Origin of the sequence: Mycobacterium sp. (assembly GCF_032159765.1) — a bacterium.
Taxonomy (GTDB): domain Bacteria; phylum Actinomycetota; class Actinomycetes; order Mycobacteriales; family Mycobacteriaceae; genus Mycobacterium.
On sequence record NZ_JAVHWM010000181.1, the window covers coordinates 1 to 16973 of the forward strand.

Sequence of the window (16973 nt, forward strand, 5' to 3'; positions counted from 1 at the left end):
TCGCCAACGCCGGTGTGGTACTGACCAACGCCGACGAGCGCGATGCCACCGAGGCGCTGCGGCTCGGGCTCGACATCATGCTCATCGGTGTGTGGAACACCTTCCAGGTCGCGATCCCGCACATGAAGGAGCGCGGTGAGGGCGGCAACCTGATCGCAACCAGCTCCATGATCGCGCTCCTGGACCTGACAGATGGGCGCGGCGGCAGTGACGCCTACCTGATGTCCAAGGTCGCGATCGTCGGCCTGGTTCGCGCTTACGCGGCCATGCTTGCCGCCGACCGCATCCGCGTCAACGCGGTGGCGCCCACCAACTGCGCGACGCCGATGGTCACCGACAATCCTGCGTTGTTCAAGGTGATCGAGGAGAACCCCCGCATGGTCAACGCAGTTCAGACCGCCTTACCGGACCTGCCGTTGATCGAACCGCGCGACGTAAGCAACGCCATCCTGTTCCTGCTCAGCGACGCGGGTCGCTCATTCACGGGAAGCATGTTGAAGGTGGACGCGGGCATGGACGTGCGGCGAGGCTAGCCGGGAAAGCTACTCGGAGGACACGTGGAAACCCTTGGCGCACCCGAACTCTCCTTTGCGACTCTCCCGATGGCGGCGGATCGCGGCGTCGGGTGGAAGACCGTGCGAGATGCCGGCCGGGTGGTATTCATCGACGGCTGGTTCTACCTATCCCACCGTGAGGATGTGCTTGCCGCGCTTCGGAATCCGGAGTTGTTCTCGTCGAAGAAGGCCTTCGACGTGCTGGGCAGCCCCATCCCCCTGGTGCCGATCTCGTTCGATCCGCCGGAACACACCCGGTTCCGCAAGATTCTGCAGCCCTTCTTCAGCCCGCACACCTTGAAAGGGATGCTGCCGTCGCTGCAGAAGCAGGCGCTCGACATCGTCGACGAGATCGCGAACAAGGGCGAGTGCGAAGTCGTAGCCGACCTCGCGATTCCCTACCCGTCACAGGTGTTCCTGACCCTATTCGGGCTGCCGCTTCAGGATCGAGACAAGCTCATCGGATGGAAGGACTCGGTGATCGCGCTGGCGGAATCACCGTCGCTCGAGGGCGTCGACCTCACTCCCGCAATGGAATTGCTCGCGTACCTCACCGAGGCCGTCAATGAGCGGCGAGCCAACCCCGGACCGGACATCCTCTCCCAGGTACTCACCGGCGAGGATGCACTCGACGACACCGAAGTCATGGGTCTGAGCTTTCTATTCGTACTCGCCGGGCTGGACACCGTTACCGCCGCGATGACCAGCGCGCTGCTGGAACTGGCCCGCAATCCCGAACTGCGCGCCACGCTCCGCGAGCATCCCGACCAGATGAGTGTGTTCGTCGAGGAGATCGTCCGGTTGGAGCCGCCCGCGCCGATGCTGCCCCGAGTCACCACTGCAGAGGTCACCATCGGCGACGTCACCCTGCCCGCGGATACCCAGGTGAGACTGTGCATTGCCGCCATCAATCGCGACGACAGCGACGAGATCTCCACCAACGACGTGGTGATGGACGGAAAGGTGCACCGGCACTGGGGCTACGGCGGCGGACCACACCGCTGCCTCGGGTCACACCTGGCCCGTATGGAGCTGACGCTCGTCCTCGATGCATGGCTCAAGCGCATCCCCGAGTTCTCAGTAGACGCCGGCTATGAACCGCACATTGTGTTTCCCGCCCAAACCTTTGCACTGGAACGCGTGCCACTGAAGCTGGGCTGATCGGCTACGGCTATTGGGGCGGCGAGTATTTGACGACGAGCTGCTGCTTGTACAGCTTGCCGGCGTCGGTGCGCGGCAGTTGCGCTTCGAACGATATCGACCTTGGACACTTGTAGTGCGCCAGCCGGTTTCGTAACCAGTCGAGCAGCTCAGCGCCAAACTCGTCCGTGGCATCCGCGGGATCGACCGTCTGCACGACGCCCTTGACCGACTGACCCATATCGTCGTCGGGAATGCCGAATACTGCTGCGTCGAGCACCTTCGGATGGGTGATCAGAAGATCCTCCGCCTCCTGCGGGTAGATGTTCACCCCGCCCGAGATGATCATGTGGTGTCTGCGATCGGTGAGGTACAGGTAGCCATCGTCGTCGAGATATCCGATGTCCCCGACCGTCGCCCAGCCATGTGGGTTGCGAGCCGCTGACGTCTTCGCGTCGTCCTTCAGGTATTCGAACGAATGCCCTCCCTCGTAATAGATTTCGCCCGGCTGGCCCAGCGGCAATTCCGTGCCGTCCTCATCCAGGATGTGCGGGACGCCGACGAGCGGGCGGCCAACCGACCCAGGGTGGTCCAGCCAGTCCTGCGCCTGGATGAAGGACGCGCCGACGGCTTCGGACGAGGCGTAGTACTCGTCGACGATGGGCCCCCACCAGTCGATCATCTGCTTCTTGATGTCAACTGGGCATGGCGCTGCGGCATGCACTACCCGCTTCAAGCTGGAGACGTCATAGGACCCGCGTTCCGGCTCCGGCAGCTTGAGCATCCGCACGAACATCGCGGGGACGAACTGGCCGTGCGTCACGCCGTACCGTTGGATGGCCTCGAGTGCGGCCTTCGGGTCGAACTTCTCCATCACGACAGTGGTACCGCCGAGCGACTGCACCGACATCGACCAGAACGACGGGGCGGTGTGGTAGAGCGGCGCCGGGCTCAGATACACAGAATCGCCATTGATTCCGACTGCGCCCAACAGAGGCATCAGCATGTTTTGCGCCTCACTCGGCGATTGACCGGGAAGCTCACGGCGAATCCCTTTGGGGCGTCCTGTGGTACCCGACGAGTACTGGAGGAGGTCCCCTTCGGCTTCGTCAGGAATCGGCGTCGAGGGTTGGTCGGCAACGCATTCCGGATAGCGCGCCCATCCTATGAGGTCATCGTCGGCGATCAGCAAGAGTTCCGGGAGGCCATTGGGAAGATGCTCACCGATGCCTTCGCACACCGCGCGCATCGCCCGCGATCCGATTACCGCCTTGGCACCACTGTTGTCCACGATGTACGCCGCTTCAGCTGCGGTGAGGTGGGTGTTGACCAGCGCGTAGTACAGCCCACTGCGCCGGGCCGCCCACATCACCGCGTGGATGTGTTCGTTGTTCTCCAAGATCGCCGCGACGGTGTCGCCCTCACGCAGCCCGGCCGCCCGCCAGTAGTGAGCCAGTCGGTTGGCCCGCTCCTCCAGCTCGGCGAAGCCGATCACCGTCCCCGTGGCGGCGAGAATCACAGCGGGTTTGTCGGACGTGATGTGCTCGCGGATCTGCATATTGTCACCTTATGGTCCGTGGACGTGCCAGAAGCCTAGTTAGATTAACAGTTAAAGCTTTTACTATATATCGACCTGCTCTACGCTATCGGGATGCCCCCCATACCCTGGAATCCCGATACCACGGCGATCGTCTGCGTCGAATGCCAGAACGGCGTGCTGGGTCCGGAATCGGTGTTGCCCGCGTTGGCCGCGGATAGTGCCGAGCTGGTGGGCAACGTGCGTCGATTGCTCGATGCCGCACGCGAGTTCGGCGCGCGAGTGGTGCATGCCACCTACGAGGGCAATCTCGGCGGTCAACCGACGGGAACGGCCCGGCTGTGGCGTGTGCTGGCACCGCTCACTGCGCATTGGAGGCCAGGGGCCTTCGAGACCTCGGTCGTTCCTGAGTTGTTGGGCAAGGACGACCTCGTGCTCGCCCGCCATCACGGCCTGTTTCCCACATTGGATTCGGAGCTGTTGCCCGTACTGAAGGGACTTGGCGTCAGGACCGTCGTACTCGCCGGGGTATCGCTGAACCTGGCCGTCACCCAAACTGCAGGGCACGCCACTCAGGCCGGATACGAGTTGGTAGTACCCCGCGACGCCGTCGGTGGTACTCCGGCCGAGTACGCACAACAGGTGCTGGACAACACGATTGCAGTACTCGGTCGGCTGACCACCGTCGACCACCTGATCGAAGAATGGACAACGTCTACGGCCACGTGACCCGTCACTTCCCTCCTATACGCCTTCGGCGTACACTCACTTATCTTACTAAGTGAACGATGTTGGTGAACGGACTGCGAGGACAGATGGACTGGGGACTGCCGTGGCCGGGGCCCGAACTAGCGGCCGAGGCCGAAGCGTCCGGCGCCAGCGCATTCTGCGCGGGCGAATTCGCCGATCTGAGCGCATACGTGACGACGACGGAGATGGTAGAACATACCTCGAAAGCGATGGTCGGTCCGGGCATCGCCTACGCGTTCGCTCGGTCACCGTTCGTGCACGCCGCATCGGTGCGGCATCTCTCGCGCAAGTCTGCGGGCCGAGTCTTTCTGGGCCTCGGCGCCGGCACATCGCGAATGAACCGTGACTGGTTCGGAGTCGACGCCGCCCATCCCGCACCGCGGATGGGCGAACTGATCGAGGTGGTCAGAGCATTCCTCCATGCCGAGAACGGCGAATCCGTGAAGTACCAGGGCAAGTACTACTCCATCGACGCGGATATTCGTGCGCCCGTACTTGGCCGACTCGACGTGCCCATACTGATCGGTGCGTTCAACCCGATCATGGTGCGCACGGCGGGCGGCGTAGCAGACGGCGTGCTCGGACACGGGCTTTTCACCGACCGGTGGTGGGCTGAGTCGGTAGAGCCGGCGCTGGCGCGCGGCGCCGAATCCAGCGGCCGTGAACCGGCGGACCTGCGCCGCTGGGGTTGGTTGATCACCGCAATCGACGACGACGACCCAGCTCGCGCCGTGCTGGACGCTAAACTGCAGATCGCCTTCTACCTCACAGTTCGGACGTATGACTCGCTGGTCGAACTGCACGGGTGGCAAGACGAAGTGTCAGCCATTCGCGCAGCGTTTCGCAGCGGCCGACCCGACAGCATCGCCGATCACGTCACCGACGACATGGTGTCGTCCATCGCGGTCTGCGGAGGCTCCGCGCAGGCCCGCGAAATGCTTTCCGCACGGCGAAGATTGCCAGATCTGGCGTTCTCGTCGCCCCCAAGCTTTTTGGTGGGCCGCCGACGCCGCGCGAAGTACGACGCGGCAGCTATCGCGCTGATGGCTCAGGAGTGCTGACACGCGCCAAGCGCGGCTCTTGGTCTGCGCCAACATGGTTTACTGAGTCGTACATCTAAGAAAACAAGGAGGTCGAGGGTGGCTCGCCAGGAATCTCTCGCGCCGATGATCGCGCCGGAGGCGACCTCTGGCGCCGTCCGGTCGCCCAAGACCGCGGAGCTCGTGGCCCAGACGCTGCGTCGCATGATCGTCGACGGGCAGTTGAAGGACGGCGACTTTCTCCCTTACGAGGCCGACCTGATGGCCCACTTCCAGGTGAGCCGGCCGACTCTACGCGAAGCGGTGCGGGTGTTAGAGTCCGACCGCTTGGTCGAGGTCCGTCGCGGTTCTCGGACCGGTGCGAAGGTGCGCGTGCCGGGCGCCGAAGTGGTGGCACGGCCGGCCGCGCTGTTGCTCGCAATATCGGGCACCACGCTCGCCGACGTGATGACCGCGCGGATCGGCATCGAACCGTACGCCGCCCGGATATTGGCCGACGAAGGGCCGACGCAGGCACACGAGGAACTGCGCCGTCTGGTCGACGAGATTCCTGTCGCCAGGGAGGCAGGCACCGTGGCCCAGGCATCTGCCAATCTGCACCGCCGCCTGGTGGAACTCTCGGGCAACGCGACCCTGGGCATGATCGCCGGAATGCTGCATGAGATTTCCGAGCGGCACACCTCGGCTGCCATCCTCAGAGAACAAAACGTGGTCCCGAAGGCGCAATACTCCAAGCTGCTTCGATCCTACGGTCGGCTGGTAACCCTGGTGTCCGACCGCAAAGGCGCTGAGGCAGAGGCGCATTGGCGCAGACACATGGAGAATGCCAGCGCCGAGCTGCTGAAGGGTTACGAGAAGACACAGGTGCGCGACATTCTGTACTGATCGATGAAAGCATGGTAAGTCGGATGCACAAGCCACTTAACGGAGTTCGCGCGCTCGAGGTGGCTCAGTTCACCTACTCCCATTGGCGGGCGCAGTGCTCGCCGAGCCGCCTAGCGACAGTTCGCCGACCGACGCTTAACGCGGCCATGACCCATTGATTGCTAGATCGGCGCAATGTAGCCGATCAACCATTTCCCGTCGACGCGCTGATAGTCGACTCGCAGCCTGGCTCCGTCATAGACAGGTTGTTCGCGGTTCGTTTTGCCGGACACCGTGCGGTTGATGAACACCATCACCGACCCGGAGCCGCGGTGAGCATCCATTACGCCAACGCCAGTTACGTTGGCCTGGCTCACAATTTGTCTCTGCCGAGCCTGAGGAATGATCTCGGAGTTTGCCTTCGACTCGAACTCGCGGCGGTAGTCCGGGGTCAAGAGGCGGTAGACGTCGATCAAATTGCGCTCAACCGTTTGGTAGTCGTAGCTGAAGACCATAGGGATTTGCTTTTTCGCGAGTGCTGGCAGCTCATCCCTGGTTGCTTGCTCTGCGACTCTGTTTACCCGGCCCCAGTACAGCCATCCGCCGACGCCCGCAAGACCCACAAACGCAGCCGCCAACGACAACGCGACCGTTGTCACAAGGGCTGTGACGAAACGTCGCATCAATTGCCGCCATTGGGATATTTCAGGTCATATGTTGTCATTTGACCGCTGTCGTCTTCGTGCACGATCACTCGCATCCGGTAGGCTCGCGACGGCCTGTCGTTTCCTTGCATATCGCTCGCCGTGACCCGTACCGACACCAGCACTGACGCGTTATTGCTTACGCTGTCGATGCTTTCGAGCGCGACGCCATTCACGGTGGCCACCGAACTGCCACCCGTATCACGAAAAACGGCCTTGAGATTCTCGATGTTGTTGCTCTGGCTCATCATGTCGCGCAGCGGTCCGCTGGTGCTGTTGAAGAATCGATTGACGCTGTCATTGATGCTGTCCTGCTTGAAGCTGAACATATCCACGACGGTCTGCGTTGCCGTATCAATGTACCGCTGGGTGTGGGCCTGTGCCTGATCCGCATGCTTCTGCTGATTTACCATCACGGCGACGGCGGCCGCGATAGCACCCGTCGCGACAACGCCGAATGCCAACGATACCAACGCAACCAGGCGGCGATGCGGCGCCCGGCGCCGCACACGACCAACTTTCTTTGACGCGGGTTTCAGCGGAGCGGCGGCCGTCGTCTCGATGCGCAGTGCGGTGATTTCGGGGGTGCCATCACTGGCCGGCCCGGCGGCCCGCGACGCTCGGCGGCGAGCCCGCTGCTGTGAGGGAGAAGTCGTCGACGTCATCACGCCTGCCTCGGATCGAGCATCAGATCAACCCAATTCTCCTGCGGCCGCATATTTGCGGCGCCGGGCGCGTACACACCCGTGCCGCCGGCGGGGTTGACGAACACACCGGTTCGCTGATCGTAGGTCTCATATGAGGCGCCGGTAACCGCCGCCGGTGGGGCCACATCCGCCGGCGGCAACTGCGCTGGGACAGGCGGCGCTGGCGGGGCTGGCGCGGGACCTGGGGCTGGCACCACAGGAGGGTATGGGCCGGGCGACAACGGCGGCGGTTGCGGATTTGCTGGCGCTGGCCATGCGTCCGGGTAGGGCGCGGGCGGTATCCACGCCGTCTCCAGTGGCGGCGGCCCGTTGTCGTTGGGCGGCGGAATATATGGCCAAGGCTGATGCGGAGCCGGCCCGGGGCCCGTCTGCACATCAGGTGGCACCATACCCGGCGCAAGGGGATAACCCGGGTCCGGGTCGTCCGCCGGTGAAATGTACGGGAACTTATTAGGCGGCAGAGTATTTCGTGGATCTATGACGGGCGTACCGCTCGGGACCGGCGGGCCCCGCCATGGGTTGTTACCTACCGGGACATAGCCTCGGGGATCCCGGCAGAGCTGTATCGTCGGCGCTCGCTTGCCGGGGAACTCCTGGCACGGGTAGTTCCTCGCGCCGCGCACCACGCTCGGATCGTTCTGCGGAACCTTGCAATACATGTCCTTCGGCAGTTCCCGCAGCGTGTTGTCTGCGGGCGTCCGGATGAACTGGGGCGGCAAAAATCCCGTACTGCAGGGCGGCGGGTCGTTGATAGAGATCTTGAAGTCCTGCTTCCCGCCCTCGTCCGCGGGACTGTTGCCGGCAACCGTGACCAGGCTTGCCTGAAGTGCCGGGAAGATGACCAAAGCCTGCTCGATCGACCTGGTGTAGATCACTCCGATGCGGCCGAGATTGGCCACGCTTGCAGCCAGCATCGGAAATGACGGCCGGATGCCGCTGAAGGTCGCGTTGGCCGCGTCGGCGGCGCCTGGGGCAGTGGAGAGCACCGACCGGAGCTGGGGGTCGGCGGTGGCAACCTCCGTGGTAAGCCGCGCAAGACCGTTGGCCAGGGACCGGATGTCGTCACCGCTGCGAATTTGCGCCTGCAAGAACGGGCCCGCCTGGTCGAGCAGTTGTGAGGTCTGCGGCCAGCTCGCATTGGCCTCATCGATCAGCAGTCTTGCCGACTGGATTAACCGCGCCAGCTCAGGCCCGGAACCGTTGAACGCCTGGAACGTTTCACGCAAGAGATCTTGCAACCTGCTATCGGTAACCGTGCTCAGAAGCTGGTTGGCTTTTGTCAGCAGCTCAGCGACGTCTTGCGGGATCGCCGTGCGGTCTTTACCAATTCGCGCGCCGTTCTGCAGGTCCGACTTGGACGGGTTTGCGGGGGGCACCAAGTCGACATATTGTTCCCCCACCGCCGAGACACTCTTCACCGTGGCCGTCACGTTCGCCGGAACGTTGAACTCGCTGTCGATCCGCATGCGGGCGGCCACGCCGTCGTCGGTCAGCGAAACGTCCTCGACGCGCCCGACAGTTACCCCGCGGTAAGTCACATTGGCGTTGTTGTAGAGCCCGCCGGCGGCGGTGAAATCCGCCGTGATCCTATAAGCGCCGATTCCCATCTTCTCTGGGATCTGAAGGTAGAAAACGGCAATTGCGCCGACCGTGATTACTGTGATGAGCGCGAAGACTGCCAGTTGTATGCGCGTTAATCGATCCATTACTTCGGCGGCACCTCCTGTCCAGAAGCAGTGCCCGGCGGGATCTTAAATGGATCTGCCGCCTGTCCCGACAGGTTCGCCATCTCCCCGACCAGCCAGTCGGGCGGATTGATGACGTCACCCAGACGCACCATGTTCGGATCGAGCTTTGACGTGGTGAAGATGGTTTCGCCGAGGCGGCGGACCGTCAGGTCGAACGTCTGAAAGACATTGAAGTAGTCGCCCCGGACCACCCGTTTCATGTTGCGTCCCGGGAAGGGGAACGTCAGTAACTGGTCCAGGTCGGACACCAGGTCGGCGCGGTTGTCGTTGAGCGGCTTGATGACCGCGTACAAATCGATGAGGTCCTTGGCAAAGTCGTCTTTGGTCTCCAGAATGTGCGAGGCCACTGTCGCCAGCCTGCCCAGCGCTGAAAACGCTTCGACGATGTTAGCCCGGTTGTCATTGAGCACCCGGAGCGCTGGCGGGAGGCTATCCAAGGTCTGCCTCAGACTGTCGTTGTGGCTAGCCAACACACTGGCCACGCGGTTCAGACCTTCGGCGGAGGCGATGATGTCGTTGCTTTGACGATCAAGCGACGCGGTGAATTCGGCGAGGCGTGGAATAAGATCAGCGAATCTGCCCTCCCGCCCGGCAACAGCGTTGTACGCCTCATTCGTGATGTTCTGCAGCGCACCGAGATTACCTTGGTTCACCACCGTGCCCAGTGCGGCCAAAACCTCCTCGGTCGTGGGGTAGCGATTTTCCTGGCTCAGTTGGATCTTGGATCCGTCGCGGAGCTGACCGGCTGGAGGCTCACCACGGGGCGGGGCAAGATCGATGTGCTGGGAACCAAGCAACGACGTCTGCGCCACCTTTGCGGTGGTATTGGCCGGCAGCTTGACGTTGCCCTCTAGCGAAACCCTCACCGACGCATAGAAGCTGCCGTCGGGTCGTTGCACGGCGTCCACGCCCGAGATACTGCCGACGGTGACGTCATCGATCATCACCGGCGAGTTCTGCGGCAAGGTTGCCACGTCAGGTAAATCGATGATGACCGAATAGGAGCCAGCGCCGTGGCCGGCGGTGCCGGGCATGCTGAGCGAGTTCAGCCCCCCGAACTGGCAGCCTGCCAGCACCAAGGCACCTGAACCTATCGCCGTCGTGCGCCGAGCACCGCGGACGAGTTTGCGGCGCATGGATTCTCGGGTCATCCGCCTCCTCCTGATTGTTGCGGAGCCACTGGCTGCATCGGAGGAACGCCCTCAGCCGGGTACGAGCCGGAGTCCGCCGGTCCCGGTGGCGCTGCGCCAGGAGGCGCCTCCGGTCCGGGCGGCAGTACCACTGGACCGAGCGTGAACGGCTGCGCCGGCGGGCGCGGCCCAGGTCCGGGCGCGGGCGGCACCAGCATCGACCCGATGTCCACGCTCTGGCCAGGTCGCGGTGGCATACGCCCTTGTGACGGCACCCATTGCAAATACGGGATATACGTTTTCGCCTTTGCCTCTGTGGCCGGCGTGTCATAGATGACTTGGCCTTTGTATGCAGTGATCGTGTTGATCGGATGAACCATGAACGGCGGATAATTCACCGCGAGGCGGCGCAGCACCGGAGCCATCCGCTCACGGCAGATCTCGCTACGCTTCAGGTCGTCGCTTGTACCGGCGGTGTCGAAGGCGCCACAGATGAATTGCACCGGGTTGTTGAACTCCGGTAGCCCAAGCACACCGTTTGCTGTGCCCTGGGCCGGATCATAGATGTTGTAGAAGTTCGCCAACGCGTTCGGGAGAACGTGCAAGACCTGCTCGATATCGTCGCTCTGATTCGACAACAACCCGGTGAAATCGGCGAGCTTGTTGACCGCCCCGATTAGCGCGTCGTTGTTATCCAGTAGGAAGCCCCGTACGTCGGACAGCGCCTGATTGAGGGTACCGAGCGTGACATCGAGATCCGTCGAACTGTCGGCAAGGACCTGCGACACTGAAGCCAAGTGTCCGCTGAACTGGACGATTTGGTCGTTGCTCCTCGACAGCGCCTCGATGAGGATCTGCAAATTCTTCACCGTGCCGAACAGGTCGGTGCGGGAGTCACCCAGCCGGCCCGCGGTCTGCGACAGCTCCCGCAGCGCTTGCCGGAATGAGTCACCGTTGCCGTCCAACGTATCGGCGGCCTGGTTCACGAATGCGCTGAGCGGACCCTGAATCTGGCCGGCCTGCGGGCCAAGTTGGGCGCTAATTTTGGTCAACTCGGACTTGACTTCGTCCCACTCAATCGGCACCGCCGTGCGGTCCAAGGCGATCGTGCCGCCATCGGCCATCGCTTGGCCGGACTTGTACGGTGGCGCGAGCTGGACGAAACGTGCCGCGACGACGTTCGGCGACACGATTGCCGCGCGCGCGTCCGCCGGGATCTTGACATCGTCATTGACCGTCATCGTGATCTTGACCGCGTCGGCCTGCGGCTCAATGGATTTGATTGACCCGACCGGGACGCCGACGATGCGAACGTCGTCACCCGGGTACACCCCTACCGCGGATGTGAAATAGCCCACCACCTGGTGGCTGCCTCGGCCCGGCCACATCAGGTAGACACCGCCGGCGACAACCGCCACCACTAGGGCGGTGACGACGGCGTACCGCCATCTCTGTCCCGTCATGGCGACTTCGGCCTTAGGACAATCCGCTCGGAGATGAAGCCGCGCAGGTAGTCCGCCAGGCTATCGGGAAGCTTGCCGGGTTGGAAGTACAGGTCCATGAGGAGTTCCTGCATCGGCACGCCCGGCAGGGCGTTGGGGAGGTTTACCTGGAAACCTGGATCGGAGCCAACCGCTTCGCCCAGAGCGGTTGCATACGGTGGCAGTCGCCGCAGTGCCTCGCTGAGGTGCGCGCGGCGTTCTAAGAGGTTGTCGAGAACCAGATTCAGCTTCGTCAGCGCAGGCCCGAACTCGCGGCGGTTGTCGGCTACGAAGCCAGAGAGCTGACGTGAGACAGGCTCTATTCCGGCGATCAAATTGCTCAGTGCGGCGCGGCGTTCATCGAGGGCCGCGAAGAGCTGGTTGCCGTCGACGACAAGCTGGTTGACCTGGCCCGCGCGGTTAGCCAGCACGTTCGTCACCGACTTCGCGCGAGCCAACAGCTGTCCCAACGCCTCGTCGTTGGCGTTGATGCTGCGAGACAGCGAGGCCACCCCGTCGAGTGCGGAGCGCAGTTGCGGTGTGGCGTCGTGCAGCGTGTCGGTCAGCACCTGCAGCGCCTCGGTAAACTGCGAATGCTGGTTCAGCTCAGTTGCGTTCTGGCCGAGATCCTGCAATGCCTGGCTCAACGTATACGGAGTCGTGGTACGCGGTAACGGGATCGACGTCGATTCGCCGCTGCCCCGTGGCGTCACCGCGAGCGACTTTTCACCAAGGATGGTGTCGATCCGGATCGCGGCGAGCGACTGATCTCCAACCCTCACTTTGCGGTCGACGGTAAATCCCACTCGTGCGACGTCGCCGGCTAGCGCTACCTCGGTCACCTTCCCGACAGTGATGCCGGACACGCTGACGGAGCTGCCTGGTGAGATACCGCCCGCGTCAGCAAAATACGCCGAATACTGCTTGCCCTGCGGAAAGAAGGGCAGCGAGCTGTAACCGAACGCCACCACCACGACGCACACCAAGACAACGAGGCCGAAGATGCCAGTGCGGATCGTCTTATCCATTGTCTGAACACCTGCCCTTCGACTGGTCCGGTTGGGCTTCGAAAGGAATGATGATGTCACTGTCGGACGATGTGACTCCCGGCACGAGGGGTAGCCCGGCGGACGGCCCGTTGATCTTGAGTCTCACCCCGCAGATGAAGTAGTTAAAAAACGACCCGTACGCGCCCAAAGCGTTTAGCCGCAAGTAATTCTCGGCCAGCGGTTCGATTACCGCGTTCACCTCACCCTTACGGTTGTCGAGTTCTGTCGCCAACGGTCGAGTGTTTTCCAGCACACCTTGCAGCGGGCGCCGCGACTTCTGCAGCAGTTCGGTTAGGTCGTTCGCTGCAGACGCCAGCGGCGCTATGGCTCCGGCAATCGGGTCGCGACCCTGCGCCAGGCCGCTGACGAGTTTCTGAAGTTGATCGACGCTCTCGTCGAATTGGACACTCTTTGCGTCCACGGTGCCGAGGACCGTGTTGAGATTGTGGATCACATCGGAAATAACTTGATAGCGGTCGGTCAAGGTTTGCGTGAACGACCTGGTGTTCGATAGGAGATCCGACAGAGCACCACCCTGCCCCTGCAATAACTCGATGATCGCGTTGCTGACCTCGTTTATCTTCTTGCCGTCGAGCCCCTTGAGCACTGGCTGCAGGCCTCCCAGCAGGGCGTCGAGGTCCAGCGCCGGCTCGGTCTGGTGTATGTCGATGGTGCCGCCCGGCTGGATTTTGCGAAGCTCCCCCGGTTTCCACGCGACTTCGAGAAACCGGTCGCCGGTGAGGTTCTCGTAGCGGATGAGTGCCCGAGTCGACGTGAACACCTGATACTTCTTGTCCAGCTTGAACTTGACGTCGACGGTGTTGTCTGGTCGCAGCGAAACACCTTGCACGCTACCGACGTTGACTCCCGCGATCCGAACCTTGTCGCCGTCCTTCAGTCGTGCGGCGTTACTGAAAATTGCGTGGTAGCTGTTGGACGCGCCGAACCTGAGCTGCCCGAAGATGACGACGAGACCGGCGGCCACCAAGATCATGGCGATCGCAAACACTACGACCTTGGCGAGAAGCCCGCGTTGCTTCCTCATCAGAGTCCTCGCTTCTTCGCGCAAGCGCTCATCAGAGTCCTCGCTTCTTCGCGCAAGCGCTCATCAGAAGTCGTCCCGTTCAGCAAAGGCGCCGTTGAACAAGAACTGCAGCGTGGACGGCGCGTCGACCTGCACCTCGGTAAACGGTTCGTAGGGGATGTAGGCGTTGTCGGTGACCAGGAACGGCGCGTGGAACCACGAACCGCCGAACTGCTTGCTCGGAATGTCCGGAAGTCCGCGGCAATTCGGCCCGCCGGTCGCGTTCACGATTGGCAGGCTTTCCGGATACGTGTACGAAGGCGTGCCCAGCACGAAGCTCGAAGTGGTCAAGGCACCCGGTTTGATCCCCCCGAAAACGCGTCCCGTCTGGTCACCCAACCTCTTGATACTCTGCAAAATACAGCCGAATTCCGGCGAGTAGTCCGCGAGTACCTTCAGCGGCGCGCGTATCCGATGTATCCCGGCGATCAAGTCATCCTCGGCGGGCGCTAACGTCTCGTAGCCGCTGTTGGCCAGTCCAATCGCGGCCATCAGCGCAGAGTTCAAGTTGTCCTGCTGGTCGACGATCGTCCTGCTGATGGTGGGAACATTGTCGATCACGGTGGCTAGATCTGGCCCCGCGTCGCCGTAGATGTTGGCCACTTGGGCGGTCTGCGCGAAGTCGGACTCGAGCGTCGGCAGCTTCGGATTCAGTTGCGTTAAATACTGATTCAACCCAGCCAAGCTGGCACCGAAATCGTCCCCGTGACCGCGCAACCCCTCAGAGAGTGCGCTCAGCGTAGCGTTCAGGTGCGCAGGATCGATCTTGTCCAGGAGATCGACCAATGACTGGAACAACGTGTTGACTTCGAGTTGCACAGCCGAGGCGTCGATGTTCTTTCCGGGGGGCAGCGATGTGCGCGAGGGGTCACGGGGCGCAAGGAATTCCACCGACTTGGCGCCGAACACCGTCGTGCTTGCTATGCGCACTCCGGCGTTGGAGGGAATGTAATGCAGCTGGTCGCTATCAATCGCCAGCGTCAACTTGGCCTGGTTGTTCAAGAACTCGATCTGCTTAACTTTGCCGATCTGAACGCCCCGGTATTTGACTTTGGCGTCCTGCTCCATCACCAACCCCGCGCGCGGTGACGTCACCGTAATGGTGTCTGTGGAAGTGAAGGCCGCGGTATATGAAAGATATGTCAGCACTGTGAAACCCAGGAGTATCACCGCGAGCACGAGAGCGGCGATCCTAACGGCTCCAGTCCTGGACATGTCTCTCCCCCTATCCGGACAGGTTGAAGTTACCGGACGCGCCGTAAATGGCAAGGGAAATGAACAATGTGATCACCACGACGGTGATCAGTGAGGCACGCACCGCCTTGCCCACCGCCATGCCGACACCAGCCGGTCCGCCCGACGCATTGAAACCGTAATACGTATGAATCAACATCACCGCGACTGCCATGACGATGGCCTGCAAAAAGGACCACAGCAGATCTGTGGGATTCAGGAACGTACTGAAATAGTGGTCGTAAAGACCTCCCGACTGCCCGTTGACGTAGACGGTGACGGAGCGCGCGGCGAAGAAGGACGCCAAAATTGACAGCGAATACAAAGGGATGATCGCCATGATGCCGGCGGCGATGCGTGTCGAGACGAGATACGACACAGAGTGTATGGCCATCGCTTCGACAGCATCGATCTCCTCGGCAATGCGCATTGCGCCGAGCTGGGCGGTGGTTCCCGCCCCCAAGGTGGCTGCCAGTGCGATACCAGCAATGACGGGTGCAGCGATGCGGACATTGACGAAAGCGGCCAGGAACCCCGTCAAAGCCTCGATTCCAATGTTCCCGAGTGACGCGTAGCCCTGCACCGCGATGACACCACCCGACGACAAAGTCAGGAACGTCGCGACGCCGACGGTGCCGCCGATCAGCACCAGAGCCCCGCTACCAAGAGACATCTCGGCGATCAACCGCACCGTCTCCTTGCGGTAGCGGCGGACCGCGTGGGGCATCCAGCGCATGGATTCACCGAAGAACAGCGCCTGTTCGCCGAACCCGTCGACTGCGCGAACAAACCAACGGCCGACCCTGCGCGCCCGCAACGTGATGTCGTAGCTTCCGAGTTGGCTCATCGCTGCTGTCTCTTCTTCGCGCAAGCGCTCATCGCTGCTGTCTCTTCTTCGCGCAAGCGCTCATCAGCGGGCCAACACTCGCACGCCGATAGCCGTCATCACCACGTTGATGACGAACAAACAGATAAAGGCGTAGATCACCGTCTCGTTGACGGCCTCGCCCACTCCTTTGGGACCGCCCTTGACCGTTAGGCCCCGGTAGCAACCGACAAGCCCGGCGCAGACACCGAACAACACGGCCTTGACTTCGGAGACGATCAGCTCGCCAAGCCCGGTAAGCACCGTCAATCCGTTGATGAACGATCCTGGGTTGACGCCCTGCAGATAAACGGAGAACACGTAGCCACCGGCGATGCCGATCGCGATCACGAACCCGTTGAGCAGTGACGCGACCAACGTCGAGGCGAGAACCCGCGGCACCACCAGCCGCTGGATCGGATCGATGCCGAGCACCTTCATCGCATCGATCTCTTCGCGAATAGTGCGGGCTCCGAGGTCCGCGCAGATCGCGGTCGCCCCTGCGCCAGCGACGACGAGCACGGTGCTGATCGGGCCAAGCTGGGTCACCGTGCCGAATGCCGTACCGGCGCCGGACAGGTCAGCGGCGCCGATTTCCCGCAGCAGGATGTTGAGCGTGAAGGAAACCAAGACCGTAAACGGGATCGAGATCAGCAAGGTGGGGAGAATGGAAACCCGTGTGATCATCCATGTCTGGTCGAGGAACTCGTGAAACTGGAAGGGCCGTCGGAAAATGGCTCGGAATGTCTCGATCGACATTTCCATGAATCCGCCCACGGCCCGTGCTGGGGTCGCAAGCTGATCCTTCACTCGGCCCCCTTCTGTTGCAGGAGGGTGAGACCAGAGTCGGGTGGAAGCCAGGAAACTGGCTGTTCCCGCGCCCCTTCCACCCCTCGACAGGACGTGCGCTATGTGAGCCGGATCATACTAACTAGAACACGTTCGCGGTGTCAAAGAACCGCGATAGAGATCAAAGCACCTCGTTTGTCCAGCTCACAACGGCTAGACAGGAACTCTTCTGTAACACGTTCTAGCTGTCAAGGGGCAGCTCGTTGACGTCGACGTCACCGTTGGACTCCATCAGCGC

At 62.2% G+C, this 16973-nt stretch carries 16 protein-coding genes; 5 read left to right on the plus strand and 11 right to left on the minus strand.

The window, feature by feature from the left end:
• Both QOH60_RS23305 and QOH60_RS23310 read left to right on the plus strand, forming a co-directional pair.
• Positions 1 to 533: SDR family oxidoreductase (locus QOH60_RS23305; protein ID WP_526424246.1), on the plus strand; the 533-nt coding region annotated here is incomplete at its 5' end.
• A gap of 69 nt (positions 534 to 602) precedes the next feature.
• Positions 603 to 1715 (plus strand): cytochrome P450, encoded by a 1113-nt coding sequence (locus QOH60_RS23310; RefSeq protein WP_526424260.1) that lies wholly within the window; start codon positions 603 to 605, stop codon positions 1713 to 1715.
• A 10-nt stretch (positions 1716 to 1725) separates the two neighbouring features.
• Here the strand turns inward: QOH60_RS23310 and fadD4 are convergent, their stop codons facing one another.
• Positions 1726 to 3252 (minus strand): fatty-acid--CoA ligase FadD4, encoded by a 1527-nt coding sequence (gene fadD4 / locus QOH60_RS23315; RefSeq protein WP_526424247.1) that lies wholly within the window; start codon positions 3250 to 3252, stop codon positions 1726 to 1728.
• A 93-nt stretch (positions 3253 to 3345) separates the two neighbouring features.
• Between fadD4 and QOH60_RS23320 the strand changes: the two genes are divergently transcribed.
• The 3 genes from QOH60_RS23320 (at position 3346) to QOH60_RS23330 (ending at position 5906) form a co-directional block, all read left to right on the plus strand.
• Entirely contained in the window at positions 3346 to 3960 is a 615-nt protein-coding gene (locus QOH60_RS23320; protein ID WP_526424248.1) for a cysteine hydrolase family protein, read from the plus strand.
• 86 nt (positions 3961 to 4046) lie between these two features.
• Complete coding sequence (locus QOH60_RS23325; RefSeq protein WP_526424261.1) at positions 4047 to 5042, plus strand: LLM class flavin-dependent oxidoreductase; 996 nt, start codon at positions 4047 to 4049, stop codon at positions 5040 to 5042.
• A 78-nt stretch (positions 5043 to 5120) separates the two neighbouring features.
• Positions 5121 to 5906, plus strand: coding sequence for a FadR/GntR family transcriptional regulator (locus QOH60_RS23330; protein ID WP_526424249.1), 786 nt, complete (start codon positions 5121 to 5123; stop codon positions 5904 to 5906).
• Positions 5907 to 6067: 161 nt separating this feature from the next.
• On the opposite strand, the gene QOH60_RS23335 is transcribed toward QOH60_RS23330, so the two are convergent.
• The 10 genes from QOH60_RS23335 to QOH60_RS23380 form a co-directional block, all read right to left on the minus strand.
• Positions 6068 to 6568 carry a mammalian cell entry protein gene (locus QOH60_RS23335; protein WP_526424250.1) on the minus strand — a complete coding sequence of 167 codons (501 nt, stop codon included), beginning with the start codon at positions 6566 to 6568 and terminating at the stop codon, positions 6068 to 6070.
• On the minus strand, positions 6568 to 7254 hold the full coding sequence (locus tag QOH60_RS23340) for an Rv1363c family protein (protein ID WP_526424251.1): 687 nt from the start codon (positions 7252 to 7254) through the stop codon (positions 6568 to 6570). Before QOH60_RS23340 ends, QOH60_RS23335 begins: the two co-directional genes overlap by 1 nt.
• Positions 7254 to 9002 (minus strand): MCE family protein, encoded by a 1749-nt coding sequence (locus QOH60_RS23345; protein WP_526424252.1) that lies wholly within the window; start codon positions 9000 to 9002, stop codon positions 7254 to 7256. Before QOH60_RS23345 ends, QOH60_RS23340 begins: the two co-directional genes overlap by 1 nt.
• On the minus strand, positions 9002 to 10180 hold the full coding sequence (locus QOH60_RS23350) for an MCE family protein (RefSeq protein ID WP_526424253.1): 1179 nt from the start codon (positions 10178 to 10180) through the stop codon (positions 9002 to 9004). The genes QOH60_RS23345 and QOH60_RS23350 overlap by 1 nt, the downstream gene beginning before the upstream one ends.
• Positions 10181 to 10191: 11 nt before the next feature.
• Positions 10192 to 11637, minus strand: a complete 1446-nt coding sequence (locus QOH60_RS23355; RefSeq protein WP_526424254.1) for a virulence factor Mce family protein — start codon at positions 11635 to 11637, stop codon at positions 10192 to 10194.
• Complete coding sequence (locus QOH60_RS23360) at positions 11634 to 12683, minus strand: MCE family protein (RefSeq protein ID WP_526424255.1); 1050 nt, start codon at positions 12681 to 12683, stop codon at positions 11634 to 11636. The genes QOH60_RS23355 and QOH60_RS23360 overlap by 4 nt, the downstream gene beginning before the upstream one ends.
• Positions 12676 to 13749, minus strand: a complete 1074-nt coding sequence (locus tag QOH60_RS23365) for an MCE family protein (protein WP_526424256.1) — start codon at positions 13747 to 13749, stop codon at positions 12676 to 12678. The genes QOH60_RS23360 and QOH60_RS23365 overlap by 8 nt, the downstream gene beginning before the upstream one ends.
• A 63-nt stretch (positions 13750 to 13812) precedes the next feature.
• The gene (locus QOH60_RS23370; RefSeq protein ID WP_526424257.1) at positions 13813 to 15003 is read right to left on the minus strand and encodes an MCE family protein; all 1191 of its coding nucleotides are present in this window, start codon (positions 15001 to 15003) and stop codon (positions 13813 to 13815) included.
• Between the two features lie 10 nt (positions 15004 to 15013).
• The gene (locus QOH60_RS23375; protein WP_526424258.1) at positions 15014 to 15868 is read right to left on the minus strand and encodes an MlaE family ABC transporter permease; all 855 of its coding nucleotides are present in this window, start codon (positions 15866 to 15868) and stop codon (positions 15014 to 15016) included.
• A 63-nt stretch (positions 15869 to 15931) separates the two neighbouring features.
• Positions 15932 to 16696, minus strand: a complete 765-nt coding sequence (locus QOH60_RS23380) for an MlaE family ABC transporter permease (RefSeq protein WP_526424259.1) — start codon at positions 16694 to 16696, stop codon at positions 15932 to 15934.
• Positions 16697 to 16973 lie beyond the last annotated feature (277 nt).

Bases quoted from the DNA above. Each gene is read 5' to 3' on its own strand.
- fadD4 (WP_526424247.1), bottom strand. From the start codon at position 3,252: ATGCAGATCCGCGAGCACATCACGTCCGACAAACCCGCTGTGATTCTC.
- QOH60_RS23375 (WP_526424258.1), bottom strand. From the start codon at position 15,868: ATGAGCCAACTCGGAAGCTACGACATCACGTTGCGGGCGCGCAGGGTC.
- QOH60_RS23310 (WP_526424260.1), top strand. From the start codon at position 603: ATGGCGGCGGATCGCGGCGTCGGGTGGAAGACCGTGCGAGATGCCGGC.
- QOH60_RS23360 (WP_526424255.1), bottom strand. From the start codon at position 12,683: ATGGATAAGACGATCCGCACTGGCATCTTCGGCCTCGTTGTCTTGGTG.
- QOH60_RS23325 (WP_526424261.1), top strand. From the start codon at position 4,047: ATGGACTGGGGACTGCCGTGGCCGGGGCCCGAACTAGCGGCCGAGGCC.
- QOH60_RS23320 (WP_526424248.1), top strand. From the start codon at position 3,346: ATGCCCCCCATACCCTGGAATCCCGATACCACGGCGATCGTCTGCGTC.
- QOH60_RS23365 (WP_526424256.1), bottom strand. From the start codon at position 13,749: ATGAGGAAGCAACGCGGGCTTCTCGCCAAGGTCGTAGTGTTTGCGATC.
- QOH60_RS23350 (WP_526424253.1), bottom strand. From the start codon at position 10,180: ATGCGCCGCAAACTCGTCCGCGGTGCTCGGCGCACGACGGCGATAGGT.
- QOH60_RS23370 (WP_526424257.1), bottom strand. From the start codon at position 15,003: ATGTCCAGGACTGGAGCCGTTAGGATCGCCGCTCTCGTGCTCGCGGTG.
- QOH60_RS23345 (WP_526424252.1), bottom strand. From the start codon at position 9,002: ATGGATCGATTAACGCGCATACAACTGGCAGTCTTCGCGCTCATCACA.
- QOH60_RS23335 (WP_526424250.1), bottom strand. From the start codon at position 6,568: ATGCGACGTTTCGTCACAGCCCTTGTGACAACGGTCGCGTTGTCGTTG.
- QOH60_RS23355 (WP_526424254.1), bottom strand. From the start codon at position 11,637: ATGACGGGACAGAGATGGCGGTACGCCGTCGTCACCGCCCTAGTGGTG.
- QOH60_RS23340 (WP_526424251.1), bottom strand. From the start codon at position 7,254: ATGACGTCGACGACTTCTCCCTCACAGCAGCGGGCTCGCCGCCGAGCG.